Origin of the sequence: Hymenobacter ruricola (genome assembly GCF_015694525.1) — a bacterium.
GTDB classification, from domain to species: Bacteria; Bacteroidota; Bacteroidia; order Cytophagales; family Hymenobacteraceae; genus Hymenobacter; species Hymenobacter ruricola.
In genome coordinates, this window is record NZ_JADQDM010000022.1 from 20,606 (window position 1) to 41,765 (window position 21,160).

General features: G+C 63.7%; 19 protein-coding genes. 12 read left to right on the forward strand and 7 right to left on the reverse strand.

Features of this window, described 5'->3' with window-relative positions:
* The first annotated feature begins 235 nt into the window (after nucleotides 1–235).
* The 3 genes from I2H31_RS23230 (at nucleotide 236) to I2H31_RS23240 (ending at nucleotide 4,362) form a co-directional block, all read left to right on the forward strand.
* Nucleotides 236–2,527, forward strand: coding sequence for an aconitate hydratase (locus I2H31_RS23230; RefSeq protein ID WP_196295455.1), 2,292 nt, complete (start codon nucleotides 236–238; stop codon nucleotides 2,525–2,527).
* Nucleotides 2,528–2,640: 113 nt separating this feature from the next.
* The gene (locus I2H31_RS23235) at nucleotides 2,641–3,300 is read left to right on the forward strand and encodes a tetratricopeptide repeat protein (protein ID WP_196295456.1); all 660 of its coding nucleotides are present in this window, start codon (nucleotides 2,641–2,643) and stop codon (nucleotides 3,298–3,300) included.
* Between the two features lie 333 nt (nucleotides 3,301–3,633).
* Nucleotides 3,634–4,362 carry a class I SAM-dependent methyltransferase gene (locus tag I2H31_RS23240; RefSeq protein WP_196295457.1) on the forward strand — a complete coding sequence of 243 codons (729 nt, stop codon included), beginning with the start codon at nucleotides 3,634–3,636 and terminating at the stop codon, nucleotides 4,360–4,362.
* Nucleotides 4,363–4,567: 205 nt separating this feature from the next.
* On the opposite strand, the gene I2H31_RS23245 is transcribed toward I2H31_RS23240, so the two are convergent.
* Nucleotides 4,568–4,777, reverse strand: a complete 210-nt coding sequence (locus I2H31_RS23245) for a hypothetical protein (RefSeq protein WP_196295458.1) — start codon at nucleotides 4,775–4,777, stop codon at nucleotides 4,568–4,570.
* Between the two features lie 368 nt (nucleotides 4,778–5,145).
* Here I2H31_RS23245 and I2H31_RS23250 point away from each other — a divergent pair, with 368 nt between their 5' ends.
* The 4 genes from I2H31_RS23250 (at nucleotide 5,146) to I2H31_RS23265 (ending at nucleotide 8,567) form a co-directional block, all read left to right on the forward strand.
* Nucleotides 5,146–5,964, forward strand: a complete 819-nt coding sequence (locus I2H31_RS23250) for a helix-turn-helix domain-containing protein (protein WP_196295459.1) — start codon at nucleotides 5,146–5,148, stop codon at nucleotides 5,962–5,964.
* A 62-nt stretch (nucleotides 5,965–6,026) separates the two neighbouring features.
* Nucleotides 6,027–7,568: an FAD-dependent monooxygenase gene (locus I2H31_RS23255; RefSeq protein WP_196295460.1), complete on the forward strand. Its 1,542-nt coding sequence runs from the start codon at nucleotides 6,027–6,029 to the stop codon at nucleotides 7,566–7,568.
* 102 nt (nucleotides 7,569–7,670) lie between these two features.
* Entirely contained in the window at nucleotides 7,671–8,012 is a 342-nt protein-coding gene (locus I2H31_RS23260; RefSeq protein ID WP_196295461.1) for a cupin domain-containing protein, read from the forward strand.
* 81 nt (nucleotides 8,013–8,093) lie between these two features.
* On the forward strand, nucleotides 8,094–8,567 hold the full coding sequence (locus I2H31_RS23265; RefSeq protein ID WP_196295462.1) for a hypothetical protein: 474 nt from the start codon (nucleotides 8,094–8,096) through the stop codon (nucleotides 8,565–8,567).
* A 304-nt stretch (nucleotides 8,568–8,871) separates the two neighbouring features.
* On the opposite strand, the gene I2H31_RS23270 is transcribed toward I2H31_RS23265, so the two are convergent.
* The 3 genes from I2H31_RS23270 to I2H31_RS23280 all read right to left on the reverse strand — a co-directional run bounded on the left by I2H31_RS23270 (nucleotide 8,872) and on the right by I2H31_RS23280 (nucleotide 10,979).
* A complete protein-coding gene (locus tag I2H31_RS23270) occupies nucleotides 8,872–9,642 on the reverse strand; it encodes an EcsC family protein (protein WP_196295463.1) in 771 nt (256 codons plus the stop codon).
* Nucleotides 9,643–9,756: 114 nt separating this feature from the next.
* Nucleotides 9,757–10,182 carry a hypothetical protein gene (locus I2H31_RS23275; RefSeq protein WP_230688015.1) on the reverse strand — a complete coding sequence of 142 codons (426 nt, stop codon included), beginning with the start codon at nucleotides 10,180–10,182 and terminating at the stop codon, nucleotides 9,757–9,759.
* Between the two features lie 35 nt (nucleotides 10,183–10,217).
* Entirely contained in the window at nucleotides 10,218–10,979 is a 762-nt protein-coding gene (locus tag I2H31_RS23280) for a glycosyltransferase family 2 protein (protein ID WP_196295464.1), read from the reverse strand.
* A gap of 127 nt (nucleotides 10,980–11,106) precedes the next feature.
* On the opposite strand from I2H31_RS23280, the gene I2H31_RS23285 reads away from it, so the two are divergent.
* Nucleotides 11,107–11,841 (forward strand): adenine nucleotide alpha hydrolase, encoded by a 735-nt coding sequence (locus I2H31_RS23285; protein ID WP_196295465.1) that lies wholly within the window; start codon nucleotides 11,107–11,109, stop codon nucleotides 11,839–11,841.
* Nucleotides 11,842–11,851: 10 nt separating this feature from the next.
* Here I2H31_RS23285 and I2H31_RS23290 read toward each other — a convergent pair whose 3' ends face one another.
* Nucleotides 11,852–13,534 (reverse strand): MutS-related protein, encoded by a 1,683-nt coding sequence (locus tag I2H31_RS23290; protein ID WP_196295466.1) that lies wholly within the window; start codon nucleotides 13,532–13,534, stop codon nucleotides 11,852–11,854.
* 146 nt (nucleotides 13,535–13,680) lie between these two features.
* On the opposite strand from I2H31_RS23290, the gene I2H31_RS23295 reads away from it, so the two are divergent.
* Entirely contained in the window at nucleotides 13,681–14,370 is a 690-nt protein-coding gene (locus I2H31_RS23295; protein WP_196295467.1) for a TIGR02117 family protein, read from the forward strand.
* Between the two features lie 196 nt (nucleotides 14,371–14,566).
* Here I2H31_RS23295 and I2H31_RS23300 read toward each other — a convergent pair whose 3' ends face one another.
* A complete protein-coding gene (locus tag I2H31_RS23300) occupies nucleotides 14,567–14,815 on the reverse strand; it encodes a hypothetical protein (protein ID WP_196295468.1) in 249 nt (82 codons plus the stop codon).
* A 227-nt stretch (nucleotides 14,816–15,042) separates the two neighbouring features.
* Here I2H31_RS23300 and I2H31_RS23305 point away from each other — a divergent pair, with 227 nt between their 5' ends.
* The 3 genes from I2H31_RS23305 (at nucleotide 15,043) to I2H31_RS23315 (ending at nucleotide 18,801) form a co-directional block, all read left to right on the forward strand.
* Complete coding sequence (locus I2H31_RS23305; RefSeq protein WP_196295469.1) at nucleotides 15,043–15,501, forward strand: LexA family protein; 459 nt, start codon at nucleotides 15,043–15,045, stop codon at nucleotides 15,499–15,501.
* 24 nt (nucleotides 15,502–15,525) lie between these two features.
* Nucleotides 15,526–16,863, forward strand: a complete 1,338-nt coding sequence (locus I2H31_RS23310) for a Y-family DNA polymerase (protein ID WP_196295470.1) — start codon at nucleotides 15,526–15,528, stop codon at nucleotides 16,861–16,863.
* Nucleotides 16,864–16,995: 132 nt separating this feature from the next.
* On the forward strand, nucleotides 16,996–18,801 hold the full coding sequence (locus tag I2H31_RS23315; protein ID WP_196295471.1) for a glycoside hydrolase family 15 protein: 1,806 nt from the start codon (nucleotides 16,996–16,998) through the stop codon (nucleotides 18,799–18,801).
* A gap of 129 nt (nucleotides 18,802–18,930) precedes the next feature.
* On the opposite strand, the gene I2H31_RS23320 is transcribed toward I2H31_RS23315, so the two are convergent.
* On the reverse strand, nucleotides 18,931–21,132 hold the full coding sequence (locus tag I2H31_RS23320; RefSeq protein ID WP_196295472.1) for a bifunctional alpha,alpha-trehalose-phosphate synthase (UDP-forming)/trehalose-phosphatase: 2,202 nt from the start codon (nucleotides 21,130–21,132) through the stop codon (nucleotides 18,931–18,933).
* Between the last annotated feature and the right edge of the window lie 28 nt (nucleotides 21,133–21,160).

A 21,160-nucleotide genomic window follows, 5' to 3' on the forward strand; every position in this document is an offset into this window, starting at 1 on the left:
GGTAACCGCAAAAATGCAAACGGAAGCTCCACAACCGTGGCCTGGGCCAATAGGTTGCCGCTGGCCTCCACAACCGCCTGCAAAGCCTTTTGCGCCCATTGCGACGAAAACTCACCCGAACGTCACCCACAAAACCGACGTTTACCTTTCAAACAGCGCACCCCCGCAATTCGGCTAGGTCCTACTTGCTGGGAGTACTACATTTGCACCACCACTCTTTTTACCTAAGTATCCTATGGCTTTCGACCTGGAAATGATTCGCGCGGTGTACGCCGGCATGGGTTCTCGCATTGAGGCAGCCCGCGCCGCCGTGGCGCGCCCCCTCACCCTCACCGAGAAAATCCTCTACGCTCACCTCTACGGCGGCGAAGTAAAGCAGGCCTACGAGCGCGGCGTCTCCTACGTCGATTTCGCCCCCGACCGCGTGGCCATGCAGGACGCCACCGCCCAAATGGCCCTGCTCCAGTTCATGCAGGCCGGCAAGGCCACGGCCGCTGTGCCCAGCACCGTGCACTGCGACCACCTCATTCAAGCCAAAGACGGCGCCACGGCCGACCTGGCCGAGGCCAACGCCGAAAACAAAGAAGTGTACGACTTCCTGGCCTCGGTTTCTAACAAATACGGCATCGGCTTCTGGAAGCCCGGCGCCGGCATCATCCACCAGGTGGTGCTTGAAAACTATGCCTTCCCCGGTGGCATGATGATTGGCACCGACTCCCACACCCCCAACGCGGGCGGCTTGGGCATGATTGCCATCGGCGTGGGCGGTGCCGATGCCGTGGACGTGATGGCCGGCATGGCCTGGGAATTGAAGTTCCCGAAAGTCATCGGTGTGAAGCTGACCGGCAAAATGAACGGCTGGACTTCGGCCAAAGACGTGATTCTGCGCGTGGCCGGCATCCTGACCGTGAAGGGCGGCACCGGCGCCATCGTGGAATACTTCGGCGAGGGCGCTGAAAGCCTCTCGGCCACCGGCAAAGGCACCATCTGCAACATGGGCGCTGAAATCGGGGCCACTACGTCGGTGTTTGCCTACGACGAGAAGATGGGCGACTACCTGCGCGGCACCGGCCGCGCCGAGATTGCCGAAGCCGCCGCCGCTGTGCGCCAGCACCTGCGCGCCGACGACGAGGTGTACACCCAGCCCGAGAAGTACTTCGACCAGCTCATCGAAATCGACCTCAACACGCTGGAGCCCTACGTGAACGGCCCGTTCACGCCAGACGCCGCCTGGCCCATCTCGCAGTTTGCCGCCGCCGTGCGCGAGCACGGCTGGCCTGAGAAGCTGGAAGTGGGCCTCATCGGCTCGTGCACCAACTCTTCGTACGAGGACATCACCCGCGCCGCCAGCATTGCCGAGCAGGCCGTGAGCAAAGGCCTGACCGTGAACGCCGAGTTCACCATCACGCCCGGCTCGGAGCTGGTGCGCTACACCGTGGCCCGCGACGGCCTCCTCGACACGTTCTCGCAGATGGGCGGCGTGGTGCTGGCCAACGCCTGCGGCCCGTGCATCGGGCAGTGGGCCCGCCACACCGACGACCCCAAGCGCAAGAACTCCATCATCACGAGCTTCAACCGCAACTTCGCCAAGCGCAACGACGGCAACCCCAACACCCACGCCTTCGTGGCTTCGCCCGAAATCGTGACGGCCTTTGCCATTGCCGGCGACCTGACCTTTAATCCCCTCACCGACACCTTGCAAGGCACCAACGGCCCCGTGAAGCTCGACGAGCCCCGCGGTGTAGAAATGCCCCCCCGTGGCTTCGCTGTAGAAGATGCCGGCTTCCAGGCGCCCGCCGCCGACGGCAGCGGCGTGCAGGTGCTGGTGAGCCCCAGCTCCGACCGCCTGGAGCTGCTGGAGCCCTTCAAGCCCTGGGAAGGCACCGATTTGAAAGGCCTGCGCCTGCTCATCAAGGCCCAAGGCAAGTGCACGACGGACCACATTTCGATGGCCGGCCCGTGGCTGAAATACCGCGGCCACCTGGACAATATCTCCAACAACATGCTCATCGGGGCCACCAACGCCTTCAACGGCGAGGCCAACCGCGTGTGCGACTACACCACCCAGGGCAGCGGCTACACCACCGTGCCCCAGGCGGCCCGCAACTACAAGGCCATGGGCATCGGCTCGGTGGTGGTAGGCGATGAGAACTACGGCGAAGGCAGCTCGCGCGAGCACGCCGCCATGGAGCCCCGCCACCTCGGCGTGCGCGCCGTGATTGTGAAGAGCTTCGCCCGCATCCACGAAACCAACCTCAAGAAGCAGGGCATGCTGGCCCTGACCTTCGCCAACAAGGCCGACTACGACCTCATCGAGGAGGGCGACCTCATCGACATCCTCGGCCTGACCACCTTCACGCCCGGCCAGCCCCTGCAGGCCCGCCTGCACCACCCCGACGGCGACACCGACCTCATCACCCTCAACCACACCTACAACGAGGGCCAGATTGAGTGGTTTAAAGCGGGTTCCGCGTTGAACCTGATTCGCCTGATGGAAAGCGGCGCCGCCCAGATGTCGCAGAAGTAAGCGAGTTGAAAAAGCAGCTTCAGTGAATAAGTGAAACGGCCGCCTCGGGAAACCGGGGCGGCCGTTGTGGTTGAGTATATTAGCAGCAGTCAGGTAAATTTAATTTGCATCCTATGCAAAAGCTACCGTCGCTTTTCTCCGGGCTGATGCTCCTTATGTGCGTGGGTGCCACGCCGCCCTGCCTCTCCGGAATCAACTTGCTGCCCATGTATGGCCGGGTAAAAAAGTGCCCGGAACAGCTGGAGGCCGATAAGCGGTTCTTAGCGGATTGCGCCCGTAGGCACAAAAGCCCTCAGGAGGCAGCTTCGGCCTACGCGGCCCTTGGCTGGAAATACTTTTACAACAACCAATTGGACGTGGCAATGCGGCGTTTCAATCAGGCCTGGTTGCTGGACAGCATGAACCAGCAAGTGCCTTGGGGCTTTGCCAACATCCTGGGGAGGCAAGGGCAGTTCATCGAGTCGCTGCCTTTTTTCCGGGTGGCCATCGCCCGCAACCCGACCGAGGCCAATGTGTGGGAAAGCGCTTCGGTTAGCTACGGAAACGTGTACCTGGCTACGAAGAATACAGCGGCCCTGGATAGTTCCGTTCAGTGCCTGAAGCAGGCCATCAAGTTTAACCCCAAGGAGGCGCGTCTGTACGCTACGCTGACGGGCGCCTATTCGTATTATCCGCAAAAAGACAGCGCCAGAAAGTACCTGGCACTTGCCGATAAGCTGGACCCGCAGGCCGTAGACAAGAAGGTGCGAAAGCAACTGACAAAAGCCAAGTAATGGCGCTGGCGCTACTCTCAGCTGAGGCTCTGGAACAGCCTGATAATGCTTCCGCTTTCAATGCCTAAACAGCCACGGCTGCTTCGGGGAACCGGGGCGGCCGTTTTTTGTGCTTTTTGCGCTTTTTCCGAGTGACAAGTGCGCTGGCTACCTTTGGTCTGGTGCTCTTTCGTTTGGTTGCTGTTTGCCCACTAGGTAAAAGCAACTAAACGCAGTGCCATACGCAACTACTTGCTTATGGTAGTAACTTAGTCGTTTTGATGCAATAAAGCGGGATTATGCTGCGCATCACACAGTAAGTTTCTCAACGTTCCTTCATTAAAAAGCAATAAAATGGACTTAAAAGAGGTAGAAAGCGGCGTTAATCCTGACACGCACTGGTACTACCAATCCAAAAAGCTGCCTTTGATACGGTATGCCCAACGGCTTGTGGCGGCTGGCAAGCCCCTGACCATCGTGGACATAGGCGCCGGCTCGGGGTTCTTTGCCTTGGAGCTTGAGAAGGTGTTTGGGGACGCCATCAGCAAAGTGTACTTGGTCGATATCGGGTATTCTGAGGAAGAAATGGCGCCGACCCGGGGCGCAAAAGTGGAAAAAGTGCATGCCATTCCGAGTACGATTACAAACGGCTTGGTCATCATGATGGATGTGCTGGAGCACCTGGCCGACGACTTGCAAATGCTGCAAAGCGTGAAGGCCGCCAGCGTGGGCGATAATAACCATTTCTTCATCACCGTGCCGGCCTTCCAGTCACTCTGGAGCGGGCACGATGTGTATCTGGAGCACTACCGCCGCTACCAGATTCCGATGCTCCGCAAGGTGCTGCAGCAGGCGGCCTTCCGCCAGATTAGCAATTATTACCTCTACGGCGGCCTTTTCCCCTTGGTGTGGATGGTGCGGCGGATAAGCAACTGGCGCGGGCAAAAGCAAGCCGCTTCCAACATGAAGCCAACAAACAGCCTGGCGAACTCCATTCTGCTGGGGCTGAATTCACTGGAAATGAAAATAGCACCGGCGAATAAAATGTTTGGCGTAACCTGCGTGGGGCAGGGCAAAATATAGCGGCGGTGAGGCGTGCCCGTGCCACGTAGTCATTTTGCGCCCCGCAGCGCTCCTGCTACTTGTTTTGAGCTTTAAAACCGACTCCATCCTGAACCGGCTTCGCCCGAAGTGGCCGTGTGCCGGCGCATAAATAAGCGAGTAGCACTAGCCGCGTAAGCGGCCACGGCCGCCCAGGAAACTGAGGCGGCCGTTGTGTTTGCGAGTTTTAGTGAACCCACCGCAACGGCGAGAAGATAGAGGGAAATATTACCAGGGCTATCAGAGCCATTACAAGTAGGATGACGATGCGCTTGTCCCCTCTGGCTCTGAATGCTATCACGATGAACGCAATGAGATAAGCAATAGCGAAAGGGATACCGATGAAAATAGCGCCGAACACACCGAATATCGCAGTTTCATCAAGCAGGAGCGGCATGGGCTAAAGGATTAAGCTTCTTAAAAGAACAAGTATTCCTGCCGCGACAATGAGCATCGCCCCATATCCTAGCCTGCGAGTAAACCCCGTGGTTGTTAGTCTCAGCAGCGCGAGCAGGGCGAAGTAACCAACTGCGCACAGTGCCACAACCAAGGTTAGAAATGGATTGACGCTAGTGGTTTCCTCAAGCAGCAAGGCCATAGCCAAAGGTAGGCCTGGCAACTCCAAGCCATTATCCAAGGCCGTACCCACCGGCAGGCGCCATCAGCCGGTGCGTGTGCGAAGCCGTGCTGCGAAACCGCCGGGCCCCACGCCTGAGCACGTCGGCGCTAGTCTCCGAAGAGCAAGGCGCGGCAGTATCTTGCCACATGCACTACCAAAGTTTAGCGCCTCCGGAAGAGCTGCGGGATGCCATCAAAGGCTTTTGGTACACCCGCCGGGAGTTGGGCGAAGAGGTAGCGGGCTTTGAAGTGGTGCCGGACGGCTACGCGGAAATCATTTTCCATTTCGGAAGCTCCTGCAGCATCGCCGTTGAGGGCGGCTTGCAGGCCCTGCCGTCGCCGTTTATGGTGGGGCTGCTCAACCGGCCGGTGACTTTTTATTCGACCCACCGGTTGGAAATCATTGGCGTCCGCTGCTTTCCCTGGACGGTGTTCGACCTGCTCGGTTTGCCGTCCGGCCAGGATGCCGTGCGCGTGGTGGAGCATCCCATGGCCCATCTGCAAGCCCCGCTGCAGCAGTGCCTGCGGGCGGGCAACGTGCCGGCAGCGCTGGCGCAGGTGAGGCAGTATTTCGTGCACGACCGGGCGCAAAAGGCCCGCGACGCCATGCTGGGCAAAGCCGGCGCGGCCATGCGCGCGGCCAACGGCACCCTGCCCGTCAGCCAGGTGGCGGCCGCGGCGCATGCCACGGTGCGCACCTTGGAAAGGCGGTTTAAGCAAGCCGCGGGCCACAGCGTGAAAGACGTGTCCGGGCTGATGCGCTTCGAGCAGGCGCGCAACCACCTATGGCTGCACCCGGCGGCCAACCTGGCCGGCCTGGCGCACGAGCTGGGCTACGCCGACCAGGCCCATTTCAGCCGGGAGTTCAGGCGCTACAGCGGCACCACGCCCGCCGCCTTCGCCCGCAAAGCCACGAGCGGGCACCGGGCGATGAGCAACGATTTTGTCGTGTTTATTCAAGGCTAAGGCGGGGGCCGGCCGGAGTTTTGTGTCGCAATTATCCTTTTTAAAAGCGACACTTTACTCAAATGCGACCCACACAAAATCAAGCTGTCTACGACGTTATTATCTCCGGTGCGGGGCCGGTGGGGCTATTTCTGGCCTGCGAGCTGGCCCTGGCCCGCTGCTCTGTGCTGCTGCTGGAAGCGGCGGAGTACCCGCACTCGCCCATCAAGCAGCTGCCGTTTGGACTGCGGGGGCTCAACGCGCCTTCGGTGGAAGCGCTGCACCGCCGCGGGCTGCTGCACGAGCTGGAGGTGCCCAAGCGTTTGAAGGCGCCCCATTTCACGGTTGCGGCCGCCGGCAAACCAGTGCAGGCCGGCGGGCACTTCGCCGGCATCCAGTTTCCGGTCGACAAAATCGACGCTTCCCAGTGGCCGCACCGGCTGCCCGGCTCTCCCGAAACCCAGCTATTTTCCGAACTGGAGGAGCTGGAAACGGTGCTGGCCCGCCGCGCCGGGGCCTTGGGCGTGGCCATCCGGCGCGGGCTGGCCCTTGCAGGTTTTCAGCAAACCGCGGAGGGCGTCACGGTGCAGGCCGGGGGCCACTCGTGGCGGGGCAAGTGGCTGGTGGGCTGCGACGGCAGCCGCAGCGCGGTGCGCAAGGCCGGCGGTTTCGACTTTGCCGGCACCGAACCGGAGTTCACCGGCTACTCGGCGCAAGTGGACCTGGCCGACCCCGAGAAGCTAAAACCCGGCCGCCACATGACGCCCACCGGCATGTACATGCAGGCGCAGCCCGGCTACCTGATACTGCAGGATTTCGACGGCGGCGCCTTCCGCGAGGCGGGCCAGCCCGTCACGCGCGAACACGTGCAGGCTCTGCTGCGCCGCATTTCCGGCACCGACGTGACCGTCACGGCCCTGCACCACGCCACCACCTGGACCGACCGCGCCCGGCAGGCCACCGCCTACCGCCGCGGCCGGGTGCTGCTGGCCGGCGATGCCGCGCACATCCATTCGCCACTGGGCGGCCAGGGCCTGAACCTGGGGCTGGGCGATGCCCTGAACCTGGGCTGGAAGCTCGCCGCCACGGTGCACGGGCACGCCCCGGCCGGCTTGCTCGACAGCTACCACACCGAGCGCCACCCCCTGGGGGCCCAGGTGCTGGACTGGTCGCGCGCCCAGGTGGCCATCATGGAGCCCAGCCCCAAGGCCCGCGCGCTGCACGCCATCATCCGTGACCTGATGAATACGCGCGACGGGGCCACCTATTTTGCCGGGCGGGTGTGGGGCGTCTCCACGCACTACGACCTGGGCGGCACGCACCCGCTGGTGGGCCGCAGCGTGCCCAATTTCGAGTTTGAAGACGGCACGACGATGGGCGAGCACCTGCGCGCCGGCCACGGCGTCCTGCTCGATTTCGATGGCCGCGCTTCCCTGAAAACGTGGGCCGGTGAGTACAGCGGCCAAATCAAGCACCTTTCCGGCCGCGCCAACGACCAACTGGGCCTACGCGCCGCCCTGATACGCCCGGACGGCTTCGTGGCCTGGGCCACCGACGGCGAACCCGATGCCAACGAACTACAGGAGGCCGCGGCCCGCTGGTTTGGGCCCGCAGCCCGGCCGTAAGACCGGTGTGAGGCCCGCGCAACGTTATTTTGGCTGCGCAACAACGGGTGCGCTTTCGCCGCGAAAGCGCGGAACAGGCCCGCCAACCCGCTCGAATAAGCCATGAAAACTTCGACCCGCACCGCCGAGCACTACACCTGGGGCGACCACTGCGACGGCTGGCACCTGCTGCGCTCCGACTCGCTGAGCGTGATTCAGGAACGCATGCCGCCCGGCACGGCCGAGCAGCGGCACCGCCACGCCCGGGCGCAGCAGGTGTTTTTCATCCTCTCGGGCGAGGCCACGTTCGAAATAGGGGAGGAAACAACGCAGGTAGTGGTGCAGGAAAGCCTGCACGTGCCGCCCGGCACCCCGCACCGCATTGCCAACCACGGGCCGGAAGACCTGCATTTTCTGGTGATTTCGGAGCCCAAAGCGCACGGCGACCGGGTGAACCTGCCGTAGTGCCCGGGCACTGGTAGCGGCGGCGTAGGTGGGGCAGCTTTCGGAGAATACATTCGCAGCACACTTAGCGGAAATACGTGCTTGCTGACGCCCTTCAACCCCACCACCAACGCACCCTACACGGCAGCTGAGCAAGCCCGGCTGCGGGCCGAGTTCGCGCCCGTTGCGGCCACCTATCGCCGGCAAAAGCGCTTCGTGGGCTGGTGCGTGGGGATTTTAGCCGCGGGCATGCTGCTGTCGGCGGTAGGGCCCGCGTCGGTTTCAACCATCGTGGGCCCGCTGGTGGGCTTTGGCTTTGTGGCGTGCGTGGTGGTGGGGGTGGTGATGGCCGTCCGGATGGCCGGCCAGCTCAGGTGCCCCGGCTGCGCCGGCGACCTGGAGCAAATAGGAACCTACTGCCCGGAGTGCGGCAGCGCGGGCCTGGAGCCGGGCAGCTGGTTTTCGGCGCCGCATTGCCCCACCTGCGACAGGAAAATGCGCCGAAACAAAGGCCGGCACTACACCATCCGGGCGTGCTCGCACTGCGGGCTCTACCTCGACGACGAAGGCGTGTAACCGCCCGCAGTGCCGAAACGCCGGCCGCTACCCCGGCGGCAGCCCCGGCAACGCTGGCTGCCGCCGTGACAACGGTGCCGGCCGGGCTGGCAAGCATAGCGGCCGACCTGACAACGATACGTGCCGACCTGACAACGATACGTGCCGGGGTGACAACGATACAAGCGCAGGCGTCAACGATACAAGCGCAGGCGTCAACGATACAGGCCGAGCTGGCAACGATACAGGCGCAGGCGTCAGCGATACAGGCCGAGTTGGCAACGATGCCAGCCGGGGCGTCAAGCGTGTCGGCGGGGCTGGTGGGCTAGGCGGGCAGGGGCGGCGCCTGCGGGGGCGGGGGCAGCAGCGCGTCATCGGCGGCGGCGAAATGGCGCATCCGGTAGCAGTTCATGGCCGTTTCGCCCAGCAGCTCGATGAGCTTGTAGTTGGCCACGGCGCCCACGGCGGCCCCGATGACGGGCACGAGCTGGGCCATTTTGGCAAGGTCGATGTAGTCGCGGTATTCCTGCTGAAAAGTGCGCCAGTCGAAGGCGTGCACGTCGGCGGGCAGGGTGTGGCGGTAGGCGTCCCAGGTGGCGAGGCGGCGGTACGTTTCGTTGCGGGCGTGCTGGCTGCTGAACGCCAGCTGGAAGACGTGCAGCAGGTAGAGGCGCTCGGGAAATTCCTTCACGTCGTGGCCGTAGAGGGCAGCGATGTCGAACAGCAGCTTTATTTTGAGGCCGATGAGCAGCGGAAAATCGGCCAGGCCCAGCAGGAAGCCGCCCGCGCCGGTCACGGCGCCTTCGGCCGTGGCCATGGTGCGGTAGTCGCGGATGCGGGCGCGCACCTCGGCCTCGCGCGCGGCGAAAGGAGCCTCGGCCAGGGGCCGGCCGGTGGTGTGCTGCGAGCCGAAGAGCACCCCGCGTACCATCTGCTTGATGGCGCCGGTGATGGCCTGGTGCACCTTTTCGGGCAGGAAAGCATTGAGCCGGACCTGCACGCGCCGGGCAAAGTTGTTCAGCCGCGAAGGCTTCCGCTGCATGCGCAGCTGCCAGGCGCGGAGCTCGATGCGGGCGTGCTGTTCTTCGGGAGTCATGGGCGTGGCGCAGTGGCGCGAACTTTGTAGTTCGCGTCCCCGGAGGATACCCGAACGATGGCAGGGGCTTCGATGGCGCGGGGACGCGAACCACAAAGTTCGCGCTGCCGTGTTTTACAGCGTGGCCGTGGCCGCCCGGTTTTCGCGCGGTTTCGTCACCAGGTAATAGTACAGCAGAATGCCCAGCCCCAGCAGAAACGGCACCAGGGCCAGGTGCTTGCCCGTGATGGTGGGCGTCACGTGCACCGTGTCGAACCCGAAAAACTCGCTGGTCATCCAGTAGGAGTTGGCCGTAATCCAGAACACGATGGCTAGGTTGTGGGCCAGCTCGGAGGCGTAGGCGCGGGTGCGCCAGGCAATGACGATGGCAATGCCCAGCGTGGGCACCACCATGGCCAGGCCCAGCGGCCGCCACACCATGCACCAGGCAATGTCTTTGAGAAGCCAGAACAGGATGTGCGTGTTTTCCATCTTCCGGTAAGCGGCCGGAATGCTGTACACTTCGGTATCGACGGGGGCGGGGCTGGGCGCGGCGGACATGGGCAGGCGGGTGAAAGCCCAAAAATAAGCGGTGATTACGTTCCCGGTTCTCCGATGCCGAGCGCCCGCAGCGGCCCCGCGTATTTCTGGTAAATCACCCGCAAATCGGCGTTGTGCTTGTCGGCATCCACCCCGATGCTCACGTTGCGGGCGTGGAAGCGGTGCAGGTGGCTGATGTGCGGGCAGAGCACCGGCAGCTGCCCCGCCAGCAGGAAGCGCACGTACAAATCCAGGTCCTCGGCCATGGCCAGCTCGCCGTCGTAGCCCCCCACTTCGTCCACAAAAGCGCGGCGGTAGCACACGTTGCCCTGAATGAAATGCTCGGCCCGGAAAATGGCCTGCAGCATGGCCGCCGGCGAATCGAATTGCCAGGCGTAGTAGTCCTCATTGGGCAAATAGCGGCCCTGCTCGTCCACGCGCAGAAAATCGGCCACGAACCAGGGCCGGCCGGGGTGGGCCTGAATTTGGGCGGCGTAGTGGTGCAGCGTGCGCTGCAACAGGATGTCGTCGTCATCGAGCGGCACCACCCAGGCATCGGCGGGCGCTTGCTGAATGAGCCAGTTGCGGGCGTGGCCGGCCAGCTGGCGGCCCGCCGAGTGCCAGTGCCGCAGCGGGGGGCCGGGCTGGGCGGCGGCCTGGCGCAGGTAAGCGGCCGTGCCATCGCGCGAGCCGTTGTCGTAAATCAGGTGCTCGAAGGAGAAATCGAGGGGGGCGCTCACGGTGGCGCGCACGCTGGCCACGGCTTCGGGCAGCAGCTCCCGGCGCTGGTGGGTGGGGGTGATGACGGTAAAATGCATGGCCTGTTTGTTCGGTCCCGGGCCGGAAAAGGTTGCCCGTAGCGTGGACTCTGCGAGTCCGCGCGTGGCAGAAGGTTCGTTCGGGCGCGGACTCGCAGAGTCCACGCTACAGCCTTTCTTTGCTCCGATGACACAACCGGCCATTTTCAACTGGAGCGGGGGCAAGGATTCTGCTTTGGCTCTCTACAAAGTGCTGCAAGGCAAAGAATACGGCATCCAAACCCTGCTCACCACCGTGAGCGAGCCCTACCAGCGCATTTCCATGCACGGCGTGCGCGTGGCGCTGCTCGACCGGCAGGTGGCCAGCCTCGGGCTGCCCTGCCGCAAGCTGTTCCTGCCCGAAATGCCCAGCATGGAGGTGTACGAGCAGCTCATGGCCGCCACGCTACAGGACCTCAAGAGCCAGGGCGCCAGCGTTTCCATCTTCGGCGATATTTTCCTGGAAGACCTGCGCCGCTACCGCGAATTGCAGCTCGACAAGCTGGGCCTGCCCGTCGTGTTTCCGCTCTGGGGCGTGCCATCGGGCCAGCTCATCCGCGAGTTTCTGGGGCTGGGATTCAAAACCATCACCACCTGCGTCAACGACAAATACCTCGACCAAAGCTTCGTGGGCCGCGTGATTGACGAGCAGTTTCTACGCGACCTGCCGCCCAACGTGGACCCCTGCGGCGAAAACGGCGAGTTCCACACCTTTGTGTTTGACGGGCCAATTTTCCGCGAGCCCATTGCCTTTGAGAAAGGCGAAATCGTGCACCGCAAATACACGCCCGCGCCCAAAGCCGACACTTCCGATTACGAGTGCGGCGACGAAACTGACCCTAACCCGTTCGACACGGGGTTCTGGTACTGCGACCTGGTGTGACTCAAAACGGTCATGTCGAGCTTGCCGAGACATCTCGCGTGCCGAAGTAATCCTTGTTGATTAGTGGTGGCACGCGAGATGTCTCGGCAAGCTCGACATGACCGTTTAAGCCTCCGCATTCAGCAAGCGAGTGGCTCAGCGCCTGCGCGGCCTGCACGATGCTGGCCGGGTAGCCGGCCCGGGCCAGCAGCCGGATGGCGTTGCGGGTGCGGAGCGGGCCGGGCTTGAGCAGGTAGTCGAAGTACCAATCCGTGTCGGTCACGGTTTCGGAGAAGTGGTATTCGGTGAAAGCGGGCGCGAGCAGGGCGCCCAGCTCGCCGTCGTGCGTGGAGGCCACCACCAGGCTGCGCGGCTGCAAATAGGCCAGCACGGCCTGCGTGGCGGCGATGCGCTCCACCGTGTTGGTGCCTTTGAACAGCTCGTCGAGAATGAACAGGTAGCCGCCCGCGCCCGCTTCGGCCGCCCGAATGAAGCCAAGAATGGTTTCGGCTTCGGCAAAGTAGTAGCTCTTGCCTTCGGGGAGATTGTCGGCGAGGTTGATGCTGGACACCACCCGGCGAAACGGGCCCGCGTAGGCCGTGGCCGGGCAGGTGGCAATGGTTTGGGCCAGCAGCGCATTCAGGCCAATGGTGCGCATGAAGGTGGTTTTGCCCGACATGTTGGAGCCCGTCAGCAGCACGCTGGCGGCGGCCACGGCCAGGTCGTTGGGCACGCAGCCGGCCACCAACGGGTTGTAGGCGCCCGCGAGGCGCAGGCCGGTTTCGGCCGTAAAAGCCGGCGCGCAATGCACCTGCCGCGCCCGGAACCCAGCCACGGCCAGCGCGCAATCCACGTAGCCCACGCCCTCATACACGGCCCGGATGGCGGCCGCGTGCAGCTCCACCTCGCGCCGGCAACTGTGGTACACGATGAAATCGAGCAGCAGCACAATCTTCACGTACTGCAGCATCAGCCAGGGCAGCGCGGCAATGTCCGACTGCAATTGCCCCTCAAACTGCAAAAACGCCACTTTATTCACGATGGAGCCCAGCCGGCTCAGCGGCTCGCCCAGCCCGCCCACCGCCGCCACAGGCACCTCCAGCCGGGCCAGCTTGCGGCCGGCGTTGTACAGGCTGCCCAGCTGCAGCATGGGCCGCACGCCTGCCACAATTCGGGTGCGATACACGAAATGCAGCACCGTGTGCAGCAAAAACAGCGCCGCCGACCCCAGCCACAGCGCCGGCTGCCAGAACCCGCCCACCACCGTGGCCAGCAGCAGCAGCACCAGCGCCGGTGCGGCGGCCGTCCAGCTCAACTCGGGCAGGGCGTTGCCGGCCAGCAAATCGGGCAGGTAATAAGATTCGGGGGAAGTGAGGCCGCGCAGGGCCAGCAGGGCCTGCCCGCGCGGAGCGGGCCCGGCCAGAACCCGGGCGGCCTGGTCGAACTCCTGCAGCGCCGGCGCATCGGCCAGCGGGCTGCGCAGGCGATGGTAGAGGCACTGCTGGCCCACCCGGCTCACGGTGCCGTCGAGCCGGGCAAACAGGTCGTCGCCGTTGAGGTCGGCCCAGGTCTGGTCGTCGAGGCGGTGGTAGGCTGGCTCACCCGCCACGGCCGCGTGGTAGCGGGCAATGAGCGGCAGGTTGCGAAAGCGCGGCGTCGGGGTGCGCCACTCGGCTTCGAGCAGGGCCAACTGGTCGGCGGTAGAAGTCCACATGGGGGCAAGAGGAGGGCCCGTCCCACCAGCGGGCGGGGCCGGACAAAAGTACAGGCGGCCGCGCGGCACACGGGTTGGGTTACTTTTTCCGTTCTGCCGTATTTGGCAGCGGCGATGCTTTTTTTTACTTTGCCGCCGTTTCGCCCATGCCGTTTACTTTCCGAAAAGTGCTGAAAGGCCTTGCCTACACTGCCGTGGCCCTCAGCGGCACCGTGGCGGCCTACATGGCCTCGGCCTTCGTGCTCTCCCACATTCCGGTGGCCAAAGCCGACCCCCGCGCCGCGCCCGACGTGGCCGTGTTCCTGCACACCAACGGCGTGCACACCGACATCGTGGTGCCCGTCAAAACCACCCAGATGGACTGGAGCCAACAGTTGCCCTACGCCAACATTCCGTCCGGCGACACCACCCTGCGCTACATTGCCTTCGGCTGGGGCGACAAAGGCTTTTACCTTGACACGCCCACCTGGGCCGACCTCAAGTTCAGCACCGCCTTCGTGGCCGCGTTCTGGCTGGGCTCCTCGGCCATGCACGCCACCTACCTGCACGGCCTCCCGCCCGGCCCCGATACCGTGCCGCTGCACCTCAGCCACGACGAGTACGCCCGCCTCATCCGCTACATCCAAACCAGCTTCGCCTACGACGCCGCCGGCCGCGCGCAGCACATCAAGGGCCACAGCTACGGCCCGGACGACGCTTTTTACGAAGCTCGCCGCGTCTATAGCTTTCTCTACACCTGCAACACCTGGACCAACAACGCCCTCAAAGCCAGCGGCCAAAAAGCCTGCCTCTGGACGCCCTCGGACAAAGGCATCTTTTATCAGTACAGTCACTGACAATGAGAACGGTCATGCTGAGCTTGTCGAAGCATCTCGCCTGCAACAGTAAACCCCTGCAATTGGATTGCCACCCCGAGCGAGATGCTTCGACAAGCTCAGCATGACGTTCTGTCGAACCCGATAGAAACAAACCGGCCCCGCCGGCGATGAAGCCAGCGGGGCCAAAATGGGTGAAACCATGGGGTTGGATGGCTTAATTCAGCCACACCTCGGCCACCTGCTCGAAGCGGTGGGCGGCGAAGGCGCCGTAGGGCCGCTCGGCGTAGAAGCCAAGAACGTGCACCTGCGGCTGGCCGGTGCGGACGTGCGGCAGCACCCGAACCGGGTACACGCGGCCGGCCACGGGCCAGTCGCCGATGTAGTCAGCGGGGCGCTGCGCGTCGTTCACGCAACGGGCAAATTGCTGCAAGGGCAGCGGCGTGGGGAGCTTGACGTTTGACATGTCCAAAGATACTAATTATGCGATAAACTAAAAAATTTGGAGAATAATTTTTAGTCTTTTTCAGAGACAATGCAGCCTATTTATCAAACTCAACATGATTATTGGGTGAAGCGGGGTGATGTACGTCGGCAGCCCGGCCGTGGATTGGGAGACCTGGCAAAACTATTTACTAATTTAATTAGTAAATAGCAGCCCCAAGCCGTCGGGGTAGACGGCTGGGCCCGCTTATGCTTACATCTCTGCACGATTTTATTTCGGCGTCCCTGCTCACCACTCGGGAGTTGCCGCTGTTCGGTTGCCCGGTGCCGGCGGGCTTCCCCTCGCCGGCCGACGACCACCTCGACTCGCCGTTCGACCTTGCCCGGCACCTGTTCCGGCACCCGGCGTCCACGTTCCTGGCCCGCGTGAGCGGCGACTCGATGATTGGGGCCGGCATTCACCCCGGCGATTTGGTGGCCGTGGACCGCGCCCTGCAGCCGCGGCACGGCAGCATCGTGGTGGCCGTGGTGGAGGGCGAGCACACCATTAAGCGCCTGCAGCACCGCGCTGGCCAGCCCTGGCTGGTGGCCGAAAACGCCCGCTACGCGCCCGTGCCCGTGAGCCAGGAGGCGGGGCTGCTGGTGTGGGGCGTGGTCACGCACGTCATCCACGCGCTGGGCGAGCACCAGCTGACGCAGGTGAAATAGGGCATCCTTAAAACGTCAAAAGCCATGTACGCGCTGGTCGACTGCAACAATTTCTACGTGTCCTGCGAGCGGGTTTTTGCGCCGCAGCTGGAAAAAAGGCCTGTGGTGGTGCTGTCGAACAACGACGGCTGCCTGATTTCGCGCTCCCAGGAAGCCAAGGATTTGGGCCTGAAAATGGGCGAGCCTTACCACTTGTCGCGCCCGCTCATCGAGCAGCATCGGGTGAAGGTGTTTTCGTCGAACTACGCGCTGTATGGCGATATGAGCCGGCGCGTGGTGCAGGTACTGAGCCATTTTACGTCGGAAGTGGAAGTGTATTCCATTGACGAAGCTTTTCTGGATTTCAGCGGCCTGAAGTGGCTGACGAAAGGCTCGGACCTGCGGGCCTACGGCCAGCGCGTGCACGAAACCGTGAAGCAGCACACCGGGATTCCGACGTGCGTGGGCATTGCGCCCACCAAAACGCTGGCCAAGCTGGCCAACCGCCGCGCCCGCCTGCACGGCACCAACAACGTGTTGCTACTCGAAACGCCGGCGCAGTGGGAACACGCCCTGAGCGAAATATCGGTCGACACCATCTGGGGCGTAGGCCGGCGCTACGCCCGCAAGCTGACCGACATGGGCATTGACACGGGCCTGAAACTGGCCAATATGCCCGAGCACTGGCTGCGCCGGCACCTGGGCGGCGTGGTGGGCCAGCGCCTGTGGCGCGAGCTGCACGGCCAGCCCTGCCTGGACTGGAACCCCGCTGAATGGGACGAGGACGACCAGCTGCATCCCAACCGGGCCAGCCGCCACAGCGTGACGTGCACCCGTTCCTTCGGCCGCCCGCAGCACGAGGCCAGTGCCCTGAACGAAGCCGTGGCCACCTTTGCCGCCAAAGCCGCGGAGAAGCTGCGCCGGCACGGCCTGGCGGCCCATGTGGTGACCGTGATATTGGGCACGGACAAGTACGCGCCCATTGCGGGCCCCAAAACGCACACCGCCGTGGTGAGCCTGACCGACGGCTCCAACCACACCAGCCAGCTGACCCAGGCCGCCCTGCAGGGCCTGAGCCGCTTGCGCCGCCCCGGCACGGCCTACCACCGCGCCGGCGTGCTGCTCAGCGGGTTGGAGCCGGAAGGGCAGGGGCAACTGGGCTTGTTTTCGGCCCCGGCCGCCGACCAGCCGCGCCGCCAGCAGCTCATGACGGCGCTGGATGGCCTGAACGCCCGCTTTGGCCGGCAGCTGGTGCGGCTGGCGGCCCAGGGCGTGGCCAAAAATGCGGCGGGGGAAGTGCAACAGCCAGTGTGGGCGGGGCGGGCGGCGCACCGCTCGCCCTTGTACACCACCGGCTGGGACGAGCTGTGGGAGCTGCGCTAAGCTCGGCGGTGGGCACCTGCGCGCAACTTTGGGGCGGAGCGCGCGTACGTTTTCACGGCCCGGCAGGCGACTGCCGGGCTTTTTTGTGGCTGCCGGCGTGGGCTGGCGCCTGGCTTATTTAGCTCGTTTCCGATGACCGATTCTCAGCCGACTTCCGCCGCCAAGCACACCTACGACATGGGCCTGATTGGCAACTGCGCCTTTTTGGGTTTGATTAAGATGGACACTTCCGTGGCTTGGCTGTGCTGGCCGCGCTTCGACAGCAGCTTTGTGTTTGGCAGCTTGCTCGACACCAAAAAGGGCGGCGAATACAGCGTGAAGCCGGCCGAGGGCGCGTTTGAGTCCACCCAGTACTACCTGGAAAACACCAACGTGCTGCGCACCGAAATTGACGCTGGCGACGGGCGCTACCGCGTCACGGACTTCGCGCCGCGCTTTGCGCAGTACGAGCGGTACTACAAGCCGCTGATGTTTATTCGGAAGCTGGAGCCGCTGGCCGGCGCGCCGCGGGTGCGCGTGGTGTGCAACCCCGTGGGCGAGTACGGCCAGAAGCAGCTGGACCGCCGCCGCAGCTCCAACCACATTGCCTACCTGGGCCTGGAAGAGGAAATCCGCCTCACCACCAACATCCCGCTCACCTACATTCTGGAAGGCGAGGATTTTGCCCTCAACGAAACCAAGTACCTCGTGCTCACCTACGGCGCGCCGCTGGAAGCGCCGCTGGAAAACACCGCCGAGCATTTTTTGCGCTACACCGTGGACTACTGGCGCAAGTGGGTGAAAAGCACCAGCATCGGCGACTTTTTCCAGGCCCAGGTCATCCGCTCGGCCCTGGCCCTAAAGGTTCACCAGTACGAAGACACGGGCGCCATCATTGCGGCCAGCACCACCAGCCTGCCCGAGGCGCCCGGTAGCACCCGCAACTGGGACTACCGCTACTGCTGGATGCGCGACACCTACTACATCCTTACGGCCTTCAACAACATCGGCCATTTTGAGGAAATGGAGCGGTATTTTCACTACATCGCCAACATCTCCACCAAGCTCAAGGGCAAGTACCAGCCGCTCTACGGCATCAGCGGCACCTCGGAGCTGGTGGAGCAGGAACTGGATTTGGAGGGCTACCTGGGCAACCAGCCAGTGCGCATCGGCAACGACGCCTACACCCACATCCAGAACGACGTGTACGGGCAGGTGCTGGTGGCCCTGCTGCCGCTCTACGTGGACCGCCGCTTCGTGAACCCCGAGCGCACGGCGCCCGAAAAGCTGGTGTACGAGGCCCTGAGCTTCATCGAAAGCACCATGGACCTGCCCGACGCGGGCCTGTGGGAGTTCCGGCACATTGCGCAGTTTCACTGCTATACCTACCTGTTTCACTGGGCGGGCTGCCACGCCGCCGGCCACGTGGCCCGCAAGCTGGGCAACGCGGAGATGGAAGCCCGGGCCAACCACCTGCTGGCCGAGGCCACGCGCCGCATCGAAGCCTGCCTGGACGAGCCGCGCGGCGTGTATACCAACGCCATCGGCTCGCCGCACCTCGACGCCAGCACGCTGCAGCTCATCCTCATGGGCTACCTCGACCCGGCTTCGGAGCTGGCCCAAACCCACCTGGCCGCGCTGGAAAAGGAGCTTATGACGCCGGAGGGCCTGTTTTACCGCTACCGCCACCCCGACGATTTCGGCACGCCCGAAACCACGTTTCTCATCTGCTCTTTCTGGTACGTGGAGGCGCTGGCCTGCGTGGGGCGCATCGACGACGCCATCCGGGAGTTTGAAAAGCTCACGCGCTACACCAACCACCTCGGCCTGCTCTCGGAGGACGTGGACGCCAAAACGGGCTCGCAGTGGGGCAATTTCCCGCAGGCCTACAGCCACGTGGGGCTGATGAACGCGGCCTACCGCATTTCCAAAAAGCTGGACAAGCCGAATTTTGTGTGAGGTGCGAGGGAAGCAGCGAAACGTCATGTCGAGCTTGTCGAGACATCTCGCCGCGGAAAACTAATTACTTCAGCACGCGAGATGTCTCGACCAGCTCGACATGACGTTCTGTTTACGCGGCTGTCAACCTCACTTCTTCACCGCACCTGCTTCCACTCCCAACAAGCTCTGCAGCAGCTTGCGCACTTCCGCCGGGCCCGTCAATGAATAACGCGCCAACGAGCGCGGGGCCCGGCCCACTTTGACGGTGTACGCCTCCGGAGGCAGCGCCCCGAACGTGTCTTCGTCGGTGCGGTCGTCGCCCAAGGCGAGGATGAAATCGGGCTGTTCGGTGCTCACCCAGCGGGCGGAAGCCGTGCCTTTGTTGACGCCCGCGTTCTTGATTTCGATGACTTTGCTGCCTTCCAGCACCTGCAAATCGGTATTCGAAGTCATGAATGTGAGGTGGTTCATCAACTCGCGGGCGCGCATGGCCCCCAACTCGGCGTCGGCCCGGCGGAAGTGCCAGACCAGTGAGTAATCCTTCTCTTCAATGAGCGAGCCGGCGGTGCGGCGCACGTATTGCTCCAGAATGGGCCGTAGCTCCACTTTCCAGTCGGCCCGCAGCTCCCGGAACAAGCTCCAGTCGTCGCCGTGGCGGCGCAGCCACACGCCGTGCTCGGCAATGAAGTCGAGGGGCAGGTGGCCCAGCCAGCGTTCCAGGGTGCCGTGGTCGCGCCCGCTGATGATGACCACGCGGTTGCGTGGGTTGTCGGCCAGGGCCTGCAGCAGCTCCAGCAGTTCGGCATCGGGCTGGGCGCGCTGCGGGGTGGCGTAAAAGCGCATCAGCGTGCCGTCGTAGTCGAGCAGCAGCAGGCGCTTGGGGGCCGTTTCGTAATCGCGCAGGAGCTGGGTTCTGGTGTCCGCGTCGAGGGCGTCTACGTCCAGCAGGTGTTGCTTGATTTTGCTGTACGCCAGGCGGTCCATGAACAGCTTGGTCCAGGCAAAGACGTCGTATTGGCGCACTAAATCCTGCAGGTGAGTCATGCGGGCGGTTTGCTCTTCCTTGGGCATGAGCAGGGCCTCGTGCAAGGCCGCCACCATCTGGTTGGTGTCGGTGGGGTTGATGAGCAGGGCGTCGGACAGCTCGCGCGCCGCGCCGGCCCGCTCGCTGAGGATGAGCACGCCGCGCTGGTCGGTTTTGCAGGCAATGAACTCCTTGGCCACCAGGTTCATGCCGTCGCGCACGGGCGTTACCAGCGCCACGTCGGCCAGGCGGTACAGCGCCACCAGCTCCCCAAAGGGAAACGAGCGGTAGAAGTACTGGATGGGCGTCCAGGCGATGGTGCTGTACTTGGCGTTGATGCGCCCCACCAGCTCGTCAATTTCCACCTTCAGCCCCTGGTACTGCGCCACCTGGTCGCGCGAGGGCACCACCACCATCAGCAGACTGGCCTGGCCGCGCCACTCCGGGTGGCGCTTCAGCAACTGCTCGAAGGCCAGCAGGCGCTCGGCAATGCCCTTGGTGTAGTCGAGCCGGTCGATGCTCAGGATGACGCGCATGCCCGGCAGCGCTTCGCGGTAGGTGCGCTCGTGCTTGATGACGGCCTCCGAGGCGGCCGTTTCGGCGTAGCGCTGGTAGTCGATGCCCATCGGGAAAGCGTCGACCAGCACCGTGCGGTCGGCGGTTTCCACCAGCCCGTTCTGGTTGGGCAGGCCCAGCAGGTGCGCCACTGCGCTGAGGAAATGCCGCATGTAACCGAAGGTGTGAAAGCCCACGAGGTCGGCCCCGAGCAGGCCTTCCAGCAGCTGCGGGCCCCAGGGCAGCACCCGAATCAGCTCGTAAGAAGGAAACGGAATGTGCAGGAAGAAGCCGATGGTGGCCTCGGGCCGCTCGCGGCGCAGCATGGCGGGCAGCAGCAGCAGCTGGTAGTCGTGCACCCAGATGGTGTCGTCGGGCCCGGCCAGCTCCAGCACGGCCTGGCAGAATTTCTCGTTCACGGCCACGTAAGCCTGCCAGTGCTTCTCGTTGTGCAGCGCAAACTGGCTGAAATAGTGGAAGGTAGGCCACAGCGTGCCGTTGCTGAAGCCTTCGTAGTAGTCCTGGATTTCGTTTTCGGTGAGGAACACCGGCGCCATGCTGTCGGCCTGCAGCTGCTGGGTCACGTGGGCCTGCTCGGTGGGGTCGTCCACGAACAGGCCGGGCCAGCCCACCCACACGTTGCCATCGGCCCGGTATATCGAGCCCAGGCCCGTGGCCAGTCCGCCCTCGCTGGGCTGGAAGGTAAGGCCGTCTTCGCTCCGCAGCACTTTGGTCGGCAAGCGGTTAGATACAATGATTGTTCTGGACATCTAGATAAGTACGTAAGCTGCGCCGAAG